The sequence below is a fragment of the Gilliamella sp. LMG 34361 genome (assembly GCF_984569075.1).
On the sequence record NZ_OZ474903.1, the window covers coordinates 773,398 to 790,444 of the forward strand.

Here is a 17,047-nt window from a genome sequence, read left to right on the forward strand (position 1 = left end):
TTTAATCTGAAGATCTTTTCCACCAAGTGGTAAACGCATCGCCTTCAATCCATTTAATTATTTTTCCGTGTTTTTTACTGTTATAACTTATTTTAAAAAAACTTATTGTTTCTTCACATTTTTCTATATTGTCAGTACCCCAAATTTCATCCAAGATTGTAACAAAATCGTGTTGTACTAGGTACATATCTGTTGCTGAGCGATCAGTTGGTTTATTATAGAGTTTTGTTTTTTCATCATATTGTATATAAGATGTAATATTCCTTTTTATTGTCGATTTGTTTAATAATGCCGATAAGGCCTTTTTATTATAAAACTTGATATTCCCCTTGGAATCAATAATATCCAGACCAATAAAACATTCTGGAATAGCAGGATCACCCATTCGTTGATAAATTTTATCTTCTGACTTAAATCGGTATTCTTTTCTCTTGTTTGCTATAACAACCGTATATTTATTCAACTCATAATCTTTTATCGATGAATAACGACGGTAAAAACTGATATCATCGATTTTACCAATAAAAACATCAAACTTTTTGTATTGTAGACTCTCCTTATTCTCTGTAAAGTTTGAAAAATAGTATGTTGATTCTAAATAAGACTCAGGAATTAACTTGCCAAATCCCACTTCAACGTCCCCAAAACCATCTTCGACAATTTGCAAATTACCACAATAAGAATAATTAAATACCATTAAATTCTTTAACCTTCTATTGATATATACACAATCAACCATTAGATTATTATCCTTAATGATTATGGGTATATCAGCCTCAGTAGATTCTGATGATCTAATATAATAAAAAAATTCGGGTTTATTATTCCATTCCCAAAACATGATTCCATTCTGACCTGCTAACCCAATGACATTTTTGAGTGTTTTATTAAAATTTTTGCCATGTATTTCTAAAATTCCGGGTTTAGAAAAAATTGCATCATCTTCATCTTTATTTTTATCTTCACAATAGTAAGAAGTGAATTTATAAGGTTGAGAGTTAATATTAAATTGATAATCTCTAACAGAGGTTTTATTGGTACAAGGCTCCTCGGCGTGACAAACCGTGCTGGTTGTTATCACTAATAGTAATAAAAAAATTTTTTTCATATTAAAACGCCTCAATCAAATTTGATGTTTGCCTAAGTATTGCTTCAAAACATTTAGCATTAGCTGCGATCTCATTAGCATAATTTTGGACATTAATGACATATCTGGCGAGTTTATAATCAATCTTATCTTCATTAATATACTTTGATAATTTTCTTTTAGAAAATATGCCATTTATTGAGCCCCAAATCAAAATTGGTACAGCATAATCAAGCTCAGCAGCTTTATCTGGTTGATTGACAAAATCAACATTCAAATATTCACTCGCGTCTTTATAATTATTTTTCCAAGTCATCTGCGCCAAACCTCTACCACGATATTTTAAACCATCCCCCTTTACTGTATTACCATTATCCTTTGCCCTACCTCTTCCTGCTGGCGTACTCGCTAATACAGGATCATACTCACGACCATCATTACGCTCTACAAATGAATCAAACTCCTTAGCATAGGTAGTTTCCCAATGACCGGTTGCTAACATATAAGATAGATAATAAAGATTGGGAGGATATTCGGCGTTTTTCCGAAAGAATAGATTTATTCGTTTAAGTATTTCTCGCAATATCTCTATTGATTCTTGATCATATTTAGGCTCCTCTGTTTTAACTTTTCCAGTGCTAGAAACTTTGAAAGCTTTTATAATTTTATGATGCTCTAATTTATACATAGCAATAAAATTTTCGACATCAATCAAATCATTAGATATAACAATCCCTAACATTGCCATCGGATGGATAGACCATACTTTGCCATCTCGATTTAGTTTGGCTTGACTTTTAACAACATCACTCCACCATAATAGTTTTACAATCTTCTCTTTTTCTTTCTCCCATTTCATTACATCATTTTCTAGTGCGGTTAAATTTTTATAACTTTCCTTTTGCTTGTCATTAAGCTTTTGCTTTGGATTGTCTTTATAATCAGCAGGAAATGTACTAATAGTTTTTCTGTCTTTTTTGTGTTTATACGCCTCAAATAAATCTGTTGATTTACCAGTTTTATCTAAATAAGCATTTAATTTTGTCTCATCACCCGTTTGTAAATAACCCAATAAATTTTTATTATTTTCATTCATTTCACTGTTTAATTCTTCCCATTTCGGCATTTTACCCTCTGCATCTATCTCACTATACCATTCACTTTCATAGTGAATAAGTAATCGCGTAAGCGCTGAGGATAAATGCGGTTTAATAACGAGTCCATTAAAGCTTTCGGTATCAATCTTTGCATATTTTTTTTGATCCGGATGAAATTGCTTATCTAATATCACTAAAGTCTCTTTTAAAATCGGTTTGTACGATTCAAGGGCAGCATTATCTCGCGCTAAGGATTTTTCTATCTCTAAATAGATTTCTTTTAGAGATGCCGTTTCTTTAATCTGCTTAAAGTCAAACCAATCCCAACTACTGTACTTTTTCACCTTTTGGTTATCTATGGCAACCCAACCTTTGATTGCTGCTTGCCCTTTTTTTGACTTCTCAATCCTGTACCAAGCCTTACCTTGTTCGTCTTCGGCTTGATTGTCTCTTGATTGAAATTGTTTATCACTCAATTTTAATAATAAAGGTATAGCAACACTACTGGTGCTACTCGACAAGTCGCTAAATTGCAGAGGGTGACTAGTCCAAGCCTCTGTTTTTTCATCCAAGCTTATTTCACTTTTTGACATTATATCTTTGTTGTTTTCAATCCATAATGTCTTTTTTTCCGTTTCGGAGGTGGTGATTTCGATTTGTAACCATTTAATATTTCGTCTTTTACTTAGGATTTTTAGTTTTGTATCATTATAAGGTTTGCCTACGTTAGTATCTGCTTTTTTGGCTGCCGCCAACAATTTTGCTTGCTCCGATATGGCTAACAAGGTTTTATCTTTATCAGCTATCTTACTGGCTTCGGCTTGAGTTTGCGCAATAAAGTTAGGCAAGTCATCACAGGTAAAACATTCAAGATGAAAATTTGGTCTAAATTCTGTTTCTTTCAAAGGACGAGTGAGTGGTAATAAATCTATATCGATAGGTTTTTCAGTATCCTTATCAATTTCTTTAGTAATTGCAGTATTATATAAATTGATATGCCCAACATGCCCAATCAAATCGCCAGCTTTTATTGGGAAAGGTTTATCTAATATCACAACTTCATTATATTTTTGGGGGCGGACATGTTTTTTTAGTCCATCAAATAAAACTTTATTTTTCCCTTCTGGCAAGGGTATTGTTGGTTTCCCATTTCCAATAATTTCAATTAATTCAACTAAACTACCATTTTGGGTATCACCTGAAATTTTAATATCGGTGCCAACCGGTAGCATTGAGATGATTTTGTCATTTTCATCCTTTACCTGTAATCCTTTAGATTTTACGAGTAAAGTATCACCACTCTCTTTAACCTCAAATATTGGGTCATCTACCTTGTCGCCTGTATTAACCCATCCTAAAATATCCACAGTCTTTGTTTCATGTTGATACGGTATAGGCTCTAGTTGAGGTATCGTTGAATAGCCCTCCACTAAACTCGAAACTGCATACCACATTTTGCCACTTTTTCCTTCTCGATTAATATCAAGATTTAATTTAAGCTTTGTTCCAGTTTGTAATACAGCTAATCTATTTAGATTGTTTTGAGGGTCGGGTTCTTTTCGACAATTTAACCCTTTAATATATTGTAGATATTTATCCTTCACTTGATAAATATCTTGCTGCCAAAATGCTGGTACCGGCTCTTTAGAATTTTTTTCATAAAAAGCCTTATCTGCCAGATGCATATAAAGGCTATAAAAATAGAGACGATGTGGTGGCTGTTTTTGTTTTTCAGTTTTAGTTGAATTTGTCTCTTCTTCAACTCGCTCCATTTCAAGTAAATGACGCACCAGAACAAAGCCTGTTGAGAAAAATCCTACTTTATCACCATAGTCTAGTTTTTGATAAATATCGTTACAACGATAAGCAATCACTTCACCATCTGCGATACAATATATTTTACTATTTATTTGTTTTGGATTTTTAACACCCAGTTTTTTAAGCACATTTTCTTCAAAATGAATACCTTGATGTATAAATTTGTTAACACTTATTGGATAAAAACCAGTTGATGCTGACATCAATGCTTCATTATACTCATCTATACTTTTTATAGTTATTGGATATCGCCATCCTGTTACTGCTGACAATGTCATTTTTTAACTCCTTAACCTGAAAAATCACTATGCTTACTTTTTTTAAAACGCTTTAACGAGACATCTAGTTCATTTTTTGAAAAATTATGCTTTGTATTATCTAATGTTTTCGGCCCCATTTTCTGCATAGCATTACTTTTTATATAAACATTATCGGCGGTGCCCAGCTCAATCCCGGAACTGCTAATTTTGATGTATGAACCATCGCAGATTAATGTGATTTTTTCACTGGCGGTAATTGTCATTTCTCCATCAACACTGTCTATTTGAATATCTTGCTTGGCAGCCATATTCAAGTCGGCATTTTGTGCCTGCACCTCAACATCGCCCTGATTGGCAAAGATTTTCATGCCTGATTGATGGGCAAATAGACCGATGGATTCACCTGACGAGATAGTGATATTTTTTAATGCATTAATGTCAGTTTGGTTTTCACTGGTCACCGATACACTGTTCGAGGTTGACAGTTGGATGTTTTCCGGACTGGTTAAAGCTATCCCCTCTTGTGCATAAGCTATAATGCCACTTTGGGATAACTGGGTTAATGTCGCTTTAAGTTGCTCTTGACTGTCGGTATCAGCACCATGGGCTTCAGATTCGGTGGCGGCATTTTGTAAGGCTTTGGCAATCGATAGCGCATTTTCAAGCTGAGTAATGGCTGCTTGCATATCAAGCTGTTTGCCTCGTGCCTTAGGCGCGGTCTGACTGGTCAGGTATAAGCCTTTATTGGCAGCAATCGCTCCCCATTCATCAGTGCGCAGCTCAAACCCTTCACCACGTCGGATTTTGTTTTGGTCAACTAAATGCCCGATATTAAGCTGAGTTTTACCATATTCGGTCGCTAATTTGATGTGCTCTTGTCCGCGCTTATCATCCATCCGCAGTTTGTTGTTAGCTGGTGTACGAATTACATTACGATGTTTGTTTATGGTAGTCACATGGTCAGGATGACGACTGTCATGCATCGCATGCGCGATATAAGGTCGGTCCGGATTACCATTAGTAAAGGCAACTGCTACCTCTGTGCCGTCAATCAATGGAAAATGAAAACCATAAGTACTACCGGCATACGGTTTAGCTAACCTTAACCATAAGCTCTCTTTACCGTTTCGCCACTCTTTTAAGTCAAAGTTAAATTTAACTCGATAGCGCCCTTGGGTATCAATATAACCATACGTGTCATTATCCGGACTGGTCACCCGTGCCGGTAAGGTGCCATCAATGGTCGGGAAAGGAATTAGCTCCGGGCGGTAAGGTTTTAATGGCTGGTAAGGTATGGCGGTAAAACTCAGTTCATATGCATCACTACGGTTTCCCTGACCTTGCACCGTCAATATCATTATCCCTTCATCTATTCCGGCAATGGTACTGCCTTTAATGCGAATATGTTGTCCCGGCGCTAAATTGGCTTGGTTACTTTTACCCCGGATAAGAATTTGACGGCTTATTGCTCGCTCATGACGAATACGGGCATACCATTCACCACTTTCAACGCTCTTACCCGCCTTACCTATATTACCTATACTATCCGTATTACTTGCACTAACAAAACTAGTGCTAATAGAACGACTATTATCGCGACTATTGGCGTAATTATTATCGTTATTATTGTCGTTACTGTCTTGACTGTCGTCGGTATCGATATTGTCACTGTTTTCATCATCGTCATCATTATTATTTTGGGTGTCACTATCAATTCTATTATTGCTGTTACCATTGCTATTTAACCCTTTATAGTGTTCATCATAACGATAATCGGTGCCATAAGTGGTGTTATCTTTCGGTTGGCTATTAACTTCACCGAGTAAATTCGCCTGCGCATCCCGGTAGTTATACTCCTGTACTTTTACCGAAGTTTCCACCATTTGACTGTGTAATGACATATCCCAGACACTTTCAACGCTGTTATCCAGTGTGCCACTCGGTTGTTTGCAGACAATATCCGCCACCTGCTGATAGCCTTGTTCATAATCACTGATAACCATCACATCACAATTGTGTTCACCATGCGCTTCAAAGCGAAAATAGACCCCCACATCAGCAAGCAGCCTTTGAATAAACTCAAGGTCACTCTCCTGCCACTGGGTGATAAACTCTCGCTCCGGATATTGCTCTTTAAGCGCTAAGCGATAATCAATCCCGGTATAACCATGACCACGCAACACCTCTTCAACCACACTAATAACACTTTGATTTTGAAAAATGGCACAGTTATGACTTAATGTCAGTTTAGCCAATCGCGAAGACAAGACAACCTGGTAACGGGCTTCGTCGTTACTGACCGAAAGCTGACTAAACTCAGTAACCACACCATAAAGAGTGCGCGAGCCACCTTGAGAGAATAGTGAGTTTAATAAATTAAGCGGATTGAGTTGGCTTAAAGAGTTAAGTGAATCGAGCGGATGGGATGGTAGAAATTTATCTAACTGCTTTAATCGCTCAGGCTGCTTTAATGACTCAGGCGGTTTTAGTACATCTAACGAAGTAGTGGAGATTAGAGAGTTAAGCGCCTTAAGTCCTTTATTATCCAAACCACTTAAATTGCTAAGGCTAGCTGGGTTAAAAGTCAAATGGGCATTTTGATTAAGAAATGACGCAACAGACAGATGTTTATTCGAGCTAGTGAAGGTAATGGTATAATGCCAAGGCTGGTTAAGTTGCTCATTACCCTCAACCTGCAAGACTGAAACCTCAGCCAATAAACCATCAATATTTAACGTATAACGATTGTGACCTGCTCCATTAACTAAACCATGCTTTAGACCATGACTTAAATCATTGCCCAACTGACTGATCAAATTGGTTAATCCTTTATCCATGTTATCCTCAATATATTTTATGTATATAGCAAATACAATTGTGTTTTATTGAACTATTTTAAGATTATTAATAATTATTTAGTGTAATTCTTCACTAAGGATTTATTGTTATAAGTAAAACGATTTAATGAATTTACATTAAAAAAATAATCTAAATATGAATATAAAATACACTGTTGTGCGTATTTTTCAATATGCTTTACATTTCTTTAAATTTCAATCAAATGGATAACTTAATGATATTAATAATTAACCCCAAATAATTAAAATTTGCTGGCTAAGTATTATCAAAGAAGGATTAATGAAATTTTGCTTTTTTAGATTTTTTATAGAAAGTTATATCTATAAAATCATTTTCACTTAAACATACCTATTTTTTTGATAATTGGTTACACATTAATAAAAATAATTTTTTAAACTGTCGATAGGGTAGTGATTGGAATTTTAGTGAGTTTAATTTATTAAATTGAAATTAATTTAATAAATATTCAGGAGGGTAAATCGTTTCGTTATAAAAGTATATTAAATTTAAATGTTAGGTGTGAATCACAATAGTAAAAAGTGAGTAGCATTATGATTTGCTTAATTATTGCTTGGGATTTTGTATAAAATTTTATCGAATTTGTATGATTCAAAATCGATTATTACTGAAATATACTCATAAAACAAAACGTTTTGACTCTACTTTTATAAAAAATAACAAAGTAATCTATTTTTATATTTTCATTTTTTTAGATTAACTGATATATACTTTAATATGGTTTTATTTTTTATATATATTATGTTAAAACGAAATATTAATCTTTTTATTGCGTTATATGCTTTTTTAGTTATTGGTTTTGAAACTTATATTTATTGGCATTCGCAACTTCGTCCTTGGCAACCAAGCACGCCAATTGGCAGAATAATTTTTTACTATAGTTTTTTTACCGTGTTGTCTAATCTAATGTTGGCATTTAGCTGTCTATGGTTAACTTTCAATCCCAATTGTAGTCGATTTTTTTTCAAAGTAATTCGGTTAAATGGTCTAGTTGGGGTGATTATAACGGCGATAGTCTATAACTTGATCTTAAGAGGAATTCATAAACCACCAAACACATTGTTACAATTTGCCAATGAAAGTCTACATGTGATTTTACCTGTTGTTGGCATATTAAGTTGGCTTATTTGGGGACCGTTTCGACGTATTCATTTTAATGTCATTGTTGGTTCGTTTTTGTCGATGTTAATTTATGGTATTTATATCTTTATACGAGGTTATTTTACTCATCAATATCCCTATCCATTTATTAATGTGGTGAATGTTGGGTATGTAAAAGCGCTTTATTCCGCTGGGTTAGTTTTTATACTGTTTTTTTGTTTGGCTTTTTTATTATGGGGCATTGATTGCTTTAGGAGACGAATATGAAATTGTATATTTATGAACACTGTCCTTTTTGTGTACGCGCAAGAATGATTTTTGGGTTAAAAAATATTCCTGTTGAGCAACAGGTTTTTTTAAGTGACGATGCTAAATCACCAGAAAGCATGATTGGTGAAAAAATGGTACCTATCTTACAAAAAGAAGATGGTAATTATATGCCAGAAAGCCTGAATATTGTAGCTTATGTTGATAGTAATTATGGAGGAAGCCCTATTTTAACTGGTCCTAAAAATCCCCAAATTGAAGCATTGATAAAACAACTTCAACAATATGACTATAAGTTAGAGTGCCCACGTTATATAAAACTTGGTTTAGCTGAATTTGCTACTCAAGCTGCTATTGATAATTTTGTCACTAATAAGAGTAAGAAGTTGGGAACGTTTGAGGATTGCCTTGCTCAAACTGATTCATTAATAGCTAACGTAGCCGATTTATTAAATCAGTTAGATCCATTAATTGTTTCCGCTAATGCATGTAATGTAACGCTATCTTGGGATGATATTTGCTTGTTTCCTATATTGCGCAACTTAACTTGTGTTAAAGGGCTTAAATTCCCACCTAAAATTAAAGAATATGTTGAATCAATGTCTGAAAAAAGTAAGGTTAATTTATTTTTTGATAAAGCGGTTTGATTGAAGATATTGCAGAATTATAAATAAGTATAAAAAGGCAATCAGCTGATTTTGTTTTTAGTAAAAAGAGTACAAGTGAAAATAGGAAAAAGCTTGTACTCTTTTTATATTAAATCTTCGTAATTAATTTTATAAAAAATAATCAACTAATTACTTAATACAGGATCTATAATTTCAATCTTATCTTTACCACCGTAGACATCATACCAAGGTGTTGCATATTGTTTTAAAATTTTGTTTAGTTGCTCAACATTTTCACGGCCAATCGTATCAAGCCAACGTTTTAAGCCGTCTTTGCCGCCTTTAGCATATGCTTCTACACCTTCAAACCAAGTTGCACGACCACCTAAAATACCACTGTATTTAGCACCATGTTCACCGGCAAAGATAAGTTCTTCATGGAAAGTCTTAGTTGGTACGCCAGCACTTAAATAGATGAATGGGCGAGTAGCAGCATCACTTGCTTGTTGGAAATATTCGGCTGCTTGTTTTTGTGAATATACTACAGGATTAGTATCGTTAAAGCCTTCAACATTTTTAAATAGCACGGGCACTTCTACTTTTAAAATATCGATGTAATAATGATCTTTAGTAAATTCTTCAATGGTTTTGATCACTTTCTGTGGTTTAATTTTGGCAAATTCTGGACTTTTATCGTCAGCTATCGCATTATCATAGACAATCGGTTCCACAAATACCGGAATATCAGCCGCTCTTGCTTCGTTACCTAAACGTTCCAAAAATGCATGTTTTTTATCTAATATATCTTGCGGATCATCAGGATTATAATAAACAAGGACTTTTGCTGCATCAGCCCCTTTTTTCAATAAACGTTGAAGTGAATCTTCGGGTAATATATCAGGTAAACGCCCTGGGGTATTAGCATCGTAGCCGGTTTTTTCATAAGACATGATTAGACCAGCATTTTTACTTTTTGCTGCCATACCTTTAAAACCAAGTTCTTCATCGAGTAAAATGGCACTAACATATTTGGTTAATTCTTGAGAAACAAGCTCTTTAAATTCATACACCATGTCAATATTATAACGCTCTTGCCCAACGGCATTTTGCATCATTTTTACCATTGAACCACGCTGATCGATTGCTAATGCTGCAATTACACCATCTTGGTTAGATAATTGTTGTATACGGTTGAATTTCCCACGGGAAATGCGTTTTGTTGCCATTTTAGAACTCTCCATTTAATAAGATTTTTTCATTGTAGGTTTTTATGTGGTGAAATATTAATCATTTAGTGCTAGTTTTGATTTTTATTTACATTTAGATATTTTCTTTTAAATAACAGTTAGTTCCTGTATAGTAGTACAAATTATTAGACTATTTGTAAACAATTATTTACAAGGATGATCATGCCAGATTCAGCAATTGTCCCAAATGTGCGAACATTAACTCATCAGGATTATAAAACGTTAGCGCTTTCAGCATTAGGTGGTGCATTAGAGTTTTATGATTTTATTATATTTGTCTTTTTTTCAATAACGATTAGCCATCTGTTTTTTCCTGATGATATGCCAGCATGGTTAAGTCAAGTACAGACTTTTGGTATTTTTGCAGCTGGTTATTTGATTCGCCCTTTTGGTGGTATTGTGATGGCTCATTTTGGTGATATATTTGGCCGCAAAAGGATGTTTACACTTAGTATTTTGTTGATGGCTTTACCAACATTATTTATTGGTTGTTTACCGACTTATATCAATATCGGTATTTTTGCGCCATTATTACTGTTAATGATGCGCTTATGCCAAGGGCTTGCCGTTGGCGGTGAAGTACCTGGAGCATGGACATTTGTTGCTGAACATGTGCCAAAAAATAAAATTGGTTTAGCTTGTGGGATTTTAACCAGTGGTTTAAGTTTAGGTATTTTATTAGGTTCGCTAGTGTCGACAATAATGAGCAAAAGTGTCTCGGTAGAGCAAATGAATGAGTGGGGCTGGCGAGTTCCATTTATTATTGGTGGTATTTTTGGTTTAATTGCCATGTACCTTCGTCGTTGGTTAAAAGAAACGCCGATTTTTCTGGATATTCAAAAACGTAAAAACCAAGAATTAGCTAAAAAATTGCCAGTGATCACCGTCCTAACCCAATATTTACCGCAAACTATTTTATCAATGCTACTAACTTGGGTTTTATCAGCCGGTATTATGGTGATAATGTTGATGACACCAATTTTATTACAAAAACAATTTGGATTTTCAGCGATTGAAGCCTTGCAAGGCAATATATTAGCTATCATTGGACTTATCGTTAGTTGCACATTTTACGGCATGATGATGGATAGGTTTTCCATGGGCAAAGTACTGGTTATTGGTTGCTTCATTGCCGCTATCATGATTGCTATATTTTATCTATCACTGGATAATTCGAATCTTCTTTTTGTCACTTATTCATTAGCGGGCTTTAGTGTTGGAATTGTTGGTTCTTTTGCTTATTTTATGGTTAAAGTGTTCCCAACTGAGGTGCGTTATAGTGGTGTGTCGTTTTCATTTAATATGGCTTATGCCATCGCTGGGGGCTTAACGCCATTATTAATATCTTTTTTTAGTGATTTTGTTAGTAAAATGGCTCCTGCCATTTATGTTATTGGATTATTTTTATTAGGTGCATCAATTGGGCTATTTTTATTAATTAATAATAATCTCCAAAAATACCTAGCAAAAGATATTTCGTAAAATTCAATAGACAATAAAAAAGTTGAGGAACGGGGTTTTTTTAAGTTCCTCAAATAAGTGTATTTAGTCAATTTTACTTTTTTACTGTTTTTTCCCCAGTTCAACGGTTCGAATTACTCCCGCTTTAACACTTCGTTGTAATCCAGCTGCGAAGTCACTACTATTCAGTTCATATAAACTATGTATTCCAACACCTCCTGGTGAGTTATTAATATCAAGTAATTGTCTTGGGTGTTTTTGACTTAATTGAAGCATTGAGGCTGCACCATGTAAATTCTCAATTGCAATACGTTTTGCCATATCGCGTGGCAAACCAACTAAAACTCCAGCATCAACTAAGGATTCATAAAAATAATAGATATAATTAGGTCCGGCAACCGCATAACCAGTAAAAATATCAAGTAGTGATTCATCTATATATTCAAGTTTACCAAAGCTGTTGAAGAATTGTATGACAGATTTCTGTTTTGCAACGGCCTGATCATTAACGTCGGTAGCAATACCAGAATAACCAAACCCCGTATCGGTAAGAGTATTGGGAATCGTTCTAATAACAGGAACATCAATTTTTAGTGATTGTTTTATTTGGGCAATTGTCACACCAGCAATGATTGAAATAATAATGGTTTTATTCACTTTAAGTTGTTGAATAATGTCACTCCATGTATCTTGCGGTCGAACCCCTAACACAATAATATCTGCATTGACGATTTTGTCAGAAGGTGTAACACCGTAAGTTAATTGTAGATAGTCTAAACGAGATTTAACGATATCGTTTACTAAAATATTTTGTGGTTCATACGTTTTATTTTTTATTAGTGCCCTAATAATCGCCTCAGACATATGACCACTACCAATAAATAAAATTTTACTCATACTGGTAGTCCTTATTTATAATTGACTAAAAATCATAACAACACCATATGTTTCGCTGGCAGGTACAATAATCTTATCGTTTTGTAAATTGAACTTAATTTTCCCTTTTTCTAGTGCTTGCTGGGTTTGTGTTAATGATTTTGTTATCAATCCTAAAGCAACTTTACGATCATCGTCATTATTAGCTTTACTTAATGAAGCTCCAAAAAGACTCTCTGTTGCGTTTGGTGTAAGATAATCAATATATTTGTCATCAGCTTTTAGGCGTACTCCTCCGTCAATATCGATAATTTTTGCCGATGGGAAGGTGTTTTCAAGTAATTTAATTGAGGAACGGGGTTTTTGAGCCTCAATTATGACTTGATTAATATTGATTACCCCATTTGGATGTGTTTGCCACTCTTTTCGCCAAACGAGTTCTGGTGTGAGCTGGTCGCAAAAGAAGATCTGCCCATTTGGTGTATAGGAAGGATCTAATCTTACGGTTCTAAAACGCGCTTCAGGTTTTGTACCATCATTTAATTCAACAGGTCTAAAAAAGGATCGAGGACCTTTACCCTCAACTTTTATACCATTATTAACTAGATGTTGATAGAGTTCATTGGCATTTTGGGTTTTGAACACCAGTCCAGTTAGTCCATCAGCAAAACGCCAACTTTTATCTACTTTATCTGCATTTTTGGATTCGAAACCCAAAAGCTCAAGATAGGTAGTGGTAAATATTGCTAAATTGTTACTGGTTCCGAGTGAATGGTGTCCACGAGGCGTTGTTGTGAACCCCAATTTTTGATATTGAGCATTTGCTTGATCGAGCTGATCGGATACGGTTATTACAACATGATCAATTTGTGGAATAAGTGTTGTCATTATATTCACTCCTTAAATATGAATAGCGGGAGACATGTCGATTAATCGATGTGGATTCCATCCTTTACCAGGAACCGCATCTATTAGATCTTTGGTGTAAAGTACAGTCGGATTTAGAAAAATTTGTGAGGCAATACCTTGCTCAACGATTTTGCCCGATTTCATTACAATAATATGATCACAAATTTGTGCTGCAACTCGCAGATCATGGGTAATAAATAGCACCGTTAAACCGAGCTGTTTACGTAGTTGAGTTAATAATTCCAGAACTTGAGCCTGTACTGAAACATCAAGCGCAGATACAGGCTCATCAGCAATTAATATTTTGGGCTCTAATGCTAATGCTCGAGCAAGACCTATTCGTTGTCTTTGTCCACCTGAAAATTCATGAGGATAACGATTTAACGCCTCACTTTCTAATCCCACCATGTTGAATAACGCTTTTGCTTTCTTTATGGCTTCGTATTTAGTGGTTCCATGGAGTATTGGTCCGATAGTCACTTGATCGCCGACTTTTCGACGTGGGTTTAATGACGCATAAGGATCTTGAAAGACCATCTGGATATGGCGTGAATAGTGTTTAAGTTTTTTCCCTTTTAAATTGGTAATATCAACATTTTCAAAGTTGATTTGGCCGCTGTCTATTTCTAATAATTTAATGATGCATCTGGCTAATGTTGATTTGCCTGAACCGCTCTCTCCCACAATACCTAAAGTACTACCTCTATGTAGTTTGAAACTCACATTATCAACTGCATAGGTCGTTCGTCGATTTTGCTTAAAAAAACTATGGTTGTGATAGGTTTTTGATAGGTTGTTTACTTCAAGTATAATCTCTTTGTTAATTCGACGAACATCACCGGGAGTAAGAGGAGGAACTGCGGCTATTAATGCTTGGGTATAAGGATGTGTTGGCGCGTTTAATACTTCATTAGCAAAACCCTGCTCGACTAGCTTTCCTTGTTGCATTACCGCAATGCGAGTAGCAATATCGGCAACCACACCAAAGTCGTGAGTAATAAATAATACCGAGGTACCTTTACGTGATTGTAGTTCGCGAATCAATGCTAAAATACAAGCTTGAGTTGTCACATCTAAAGCCGTTGTTGGTTCATCAGCAATTAAAATAGCGGGTTCTAATGCTAACGCCATGGCAATCATGGCACGTTGACGTTGACCGCCAGAAAGTTGATGCGGATAAGCTTTAGCCACCGACAAAGGATTGGGCATTTGTACATCCGTTAATAATGAAATAACCTTTTGGTTAATTTCTTGTTTGTTTAACTTGGTGTGTATTGTGAACATTTCACCAATTTGGTTGCCAATGGTTTTTAAAGGATTTAATGCCGTCATAGGATCTTGAAAAACCATACCAATATGCGCACCACGAATTTTACGCATTTGTTCCTCATTGTAAGTGAGTAAGTTGTCACCATTGAAATCGATCTCACCTTGAGATGCAGTAACACCATCAGGTAGTAATCCCATTATTGCATTAGACAATAAAGATTTACCCGAACCACTTTCACCAACAACACATAAGATCTCATTAACGTAGAGATCGAGTGATACATCATTAACCGCAAATTTTCGATCGGAACCCTGAGGTAAAGTTATAGTTAAATTTTTAATAGATAGTCTTTTTCGATTCATCGTTTTTTTAACCTCGGATTGAGTGCATCGTTTATTCCTTGACCAACTAATGAAGCTGATAATACGGTTAATAATATTGCGATGCCCGGAATAGCTGAAACATACCATTGTTGGCGTAATACTAGCCGTCCATTGCCAACAAGATTCCCCCATGATGAGATATTGGGGTCGGAAAGACTCAAAAAGGCCAACGCGCTTTCCATTAATATCGCGGTTGATAAAATAACACTGGCATACATAATTACTGGTGGTAATGCATTTGGTAAGATCTCTTTAAACATCAGCCTAGTTGAGCTCATGCCTATGGTTTTTCCAGCCTGTACAAATTCACGATTACGTAATGATAAAAACTCGGCTCGAGTTAATCTGGCAACTGGTGGCCAAGAAACCACACCAATTGCTATCACCACAATATTAATTGTTGAACCAAATATCGCAACAGCAACTAATAATAGTAAAAAGTTAGGTAGAATTTGGAATGCCTCTGTAAGGCGCATCAGTATGTCATCAATCCATCTACCATAAAATCCCGAAATAGCACCAATCACCACACCAATAATAATTGCAATTAAGGTAGAGAAAAGTCCAATAATAAGTGATACTTTTGCACCATGAAATAGCTGCGCAGCAATATTTCTTCCCGCCTGATCGGTACCCAGTATAAATTTAGGATTGGCGAAAGGCCATTGCAATGATCGGCCAGCTAAGCGAAGGGGATTGCCGGGAAAAAACCAATCGGCAGTTAAGGCAATGATAATAATTAATAGTAGTAAAATTGTACCAATTCTAGCAATTGGACTACGAAAATAATCTTTTAATATCGCCATCTTTAATGTCCCGTAATGCGTGGATCGAGTTTTGCATAAAGCATATCGACAATAAAATTAATAATGATAACGAGTATTGCTGAAACAAATACACCGCCAAGTAAAGTATTTAGATCTCTTTGGACAACGGAATCATAGGCAAGGCGCCCCAATCCCGGAATAGCAAAGATTGTCTCAATAACAACTGAACCACCTAACATGGTGCCAGCTTGCAAACCGATTAAAGTGATCATTGGTAACATAGCGTTACGTAGAATGTGATTAACTAATATTTTGCGATGACTCAATCCTTTTGCTTTAGCCGTTTTAACAAAGTCTATGGTTGACACTTCAAGCAATGAAGCGCGCATAATGCGTAAATAGATAGCTAGGTAGACTAAGGCTAAGGTTGTAGTCGGTAAAATTAAATACCAAGCAATATCAACAATTGCAGCCATACCGGTTAGCGATTCGCCAATACTGCCAAATCCACTGGGTGGAAGCCAATTCAAATAAATGGAAAAGACGACAATTCCCATTAAAGCTAACCAAAATGATGGTGTGGAGTAGAATATAAGTCCTAATATTGAAATTAATGTATCTGGCCAACGGTTCACTTTTTGGGCGGATAAAATGCCAAGAATTGTTCCAAAGGTAAATGCTAATAGCATAGCGCAACCCATTAATAATAATGTAGCCGGTAAACGTTCTAAAATCATATCACTTACTGGCTTGTTATATATGGCTGACTGCCCTAAATCCAGATGAACTAATCGCCATAAATAGTTAATTAATCTCGAACTTGTTGATTGATCAAGTTCATAATGATGGCGCATTTCATCAATAACACTTGACTCAGCGCCACCAATTTGGGCAAGCAAAGCATCGACCGTATCGCCAGGCGCCAATTGTAATAATAAAAATAGGGCTATTAGAATGATCACCAGTGCTGGAATGGTGGTTAATAGTCGTCTAAATGCTAGAGTGAGAATATGCAACAT

Annotated in this window: 12 protein-coding genes; 3 read left to right on the top strand and 9 right to left on the bottom strand. The window is 35.3% G+C overall.

Annotated features, from left to right (window positions below):
- Position 1: 1 nt before the first annotated feature.
- Genes AC5LXI_RS03720 through AC5LXI_RS03730 form a run of 3 tightly spaced genes read right to left on the bottom strand, consistent with a single transcriptional unit; the run spans position 2 to position 7,099 of the window.
- Positions 2-1,108, bottom strand: coding sequence for a hypothetical protein (locus tag AC5LXI_RS03720; RefSeq protein ID WP_493443583.1), 1,107 nt, complete (start codon positions 1,106-1,108; stop codon positions 2-4).
- A 1-nt stretch (position 1,109) separates the two neighbouring features.
- Positions 1,110-4,280 carry a hypothetical protein gene (locus tag AC5LXI_RS03725; RefSeq protein ID WP_493443584.1) on the bottom strand — a complete coding sequence of 1,057 codons (3,171 nt, stop codon included), beginning with the start codon at positions 4,278-4,280 and terminating at the stop codon, positions 1,110-1,112.
- Positions 4,281-4,291: 11 nt separating this feature from the next.
- Complete coding sequence (locus AC5LXI_RS03730; RefSeq protein WP_493443585.1) at positions 4,292-7,099, bottom strand: type VI secretion system Vgr family protein; 2,808 nt, start codon at positions 7,097-7,099, stop codon at positions 4,292-4,294.
- A 781-nt stretch (positions 7,100-7,880) separates the two neighbouring features.
- Between AC5LXI_RS03730 and AC5LXI_RS03735 the strand changes: the two genes are divergently transcribed.
- Entirely contained in the window at positions 7,881-8,507 is a 627-nt protein-coding gene (locus AC5LXI_RS03735) for a Pr6Pr family membrane protein (protein WP_493443586.1), read from the top strand.
- Positions 8,504-9,154, top strand: coding sequence for a glutaredoxin 2 (gene grxB / locus AC5LXI_RS03740; RefSeq protein WP_493443587.1), 651 nt, complete (start codon positions 8,504-8,506; stop codon positions 9,152-9,154). Before AC5LXI_RS03735 ends, grxB begins: the two co-directional genes overlap by 4 nt.
- 146 nt (positions 9,155-9,300) lie before the next feature.
- Here the strand turns inward: grxB and AC5LXI_RS03745 are convergent, their stop codons facing one another.
- Positions 9,301-10,341: a tagatose 1,6-diphosphate aldolase gene (locus tag AC5LXI_RS03745; protein ID WP_493443588.1), complete on the bottom strand. Its 1,041-nt coding sequence runs from the start codon at positions 10,339-10,341 to the stop codon at positions 9,301-9,303.
- Between the two features lie 183 nt (positions 10,342-10,524).
- On the opposite strand from AC5LXI_RS03745, the gene AC5LXI_RS03750 reads away from it, so the two are divergent.
- Entirely contained in the window at positions 10,525-11,844 is a 1,320-nt protein-coding gene (locus tag AC5LXI_RS03750) for an MFS transporter (protein WP_493443589.1), read from the top strand.
- A gap of 81 nt (positions 11,845-11,925) precedes the next feature.
- On the opposite strand, the gene AC5LXI_RS03755 is transcribed toward AC5LXI_RS03750, so the two are convergent.
- From AC5LXI_RS03755 to AC5LXI_RS03775, 5 genes are read right to left on the bottom strand one after another with little or no spacing between them, the layout of a single operon-like run.
- Positions 11,926-12,720 carry a pyrroline-5-carboxylate reductase family protein gene (locus tag AC5LXI_RS03755; RefSeq protein WP_493443590.1) on the bottom strand — a complete coding sequence of 265 codons (795 nt, stop codon included), beginning with the start codon at positions 12,718-12,720 and terminating at the stop codon, positions 11,926-11,928.
- A 15-nt stretch (positions 12,721-12,735) separates the two neighbouring features.
- Positions 12,736-13,587, bottom strand: a complete 852-nt coding sequence (locus AC5LXI_RS03760; protein WP_493443591.1) for a VOC family protein — start codon at positions 13,585-13,587, stop codon at positions 12,736-12,738.
- 12 nt (positions 13,588-13,599) lie between these two features.
- Positions 13,600-15,240: an ABC transporter ATP-binding protein gene (locus AC5LXI_RS03765; protein WP_493443592.1), complete on the bottom strand. Its 1,641-nt coding sequence runs from the start codon at positions 15,238-15,240 to the stop codon at positions 13,600-13,602.
- Complete coding sequence (locus AC5LXI_RS03770; RefSeq protein WP_493443593.1) at positions 15,237-16,067, bottom strand: ABC transporter permease; 831 nt, start codon at positions 16,065-16,067, stop codon at positions 15,237-15,239. Before AC5LXI_RS03770 ends, AC5LXI_RS03765 begins: the two co-directional genes overlap by 4 nt.
- Before the next feature lie 2 nt (positions 16,068-16,069).
- Positions 16,070-17,044 carry an ABC transporter permease gene (locus tag AC5LXI_RS03775; protein WP_493444245.1) on the bottom strand — a complete coding sequence of 325 codons (975 nt, stop codon included), beginning with the start codon at positions 17,042-17,044 and terminating at the stop codon, positions 16,070-16,072.
- Positions 17,045-17,047: the final 3 nt, after the last annotated feature.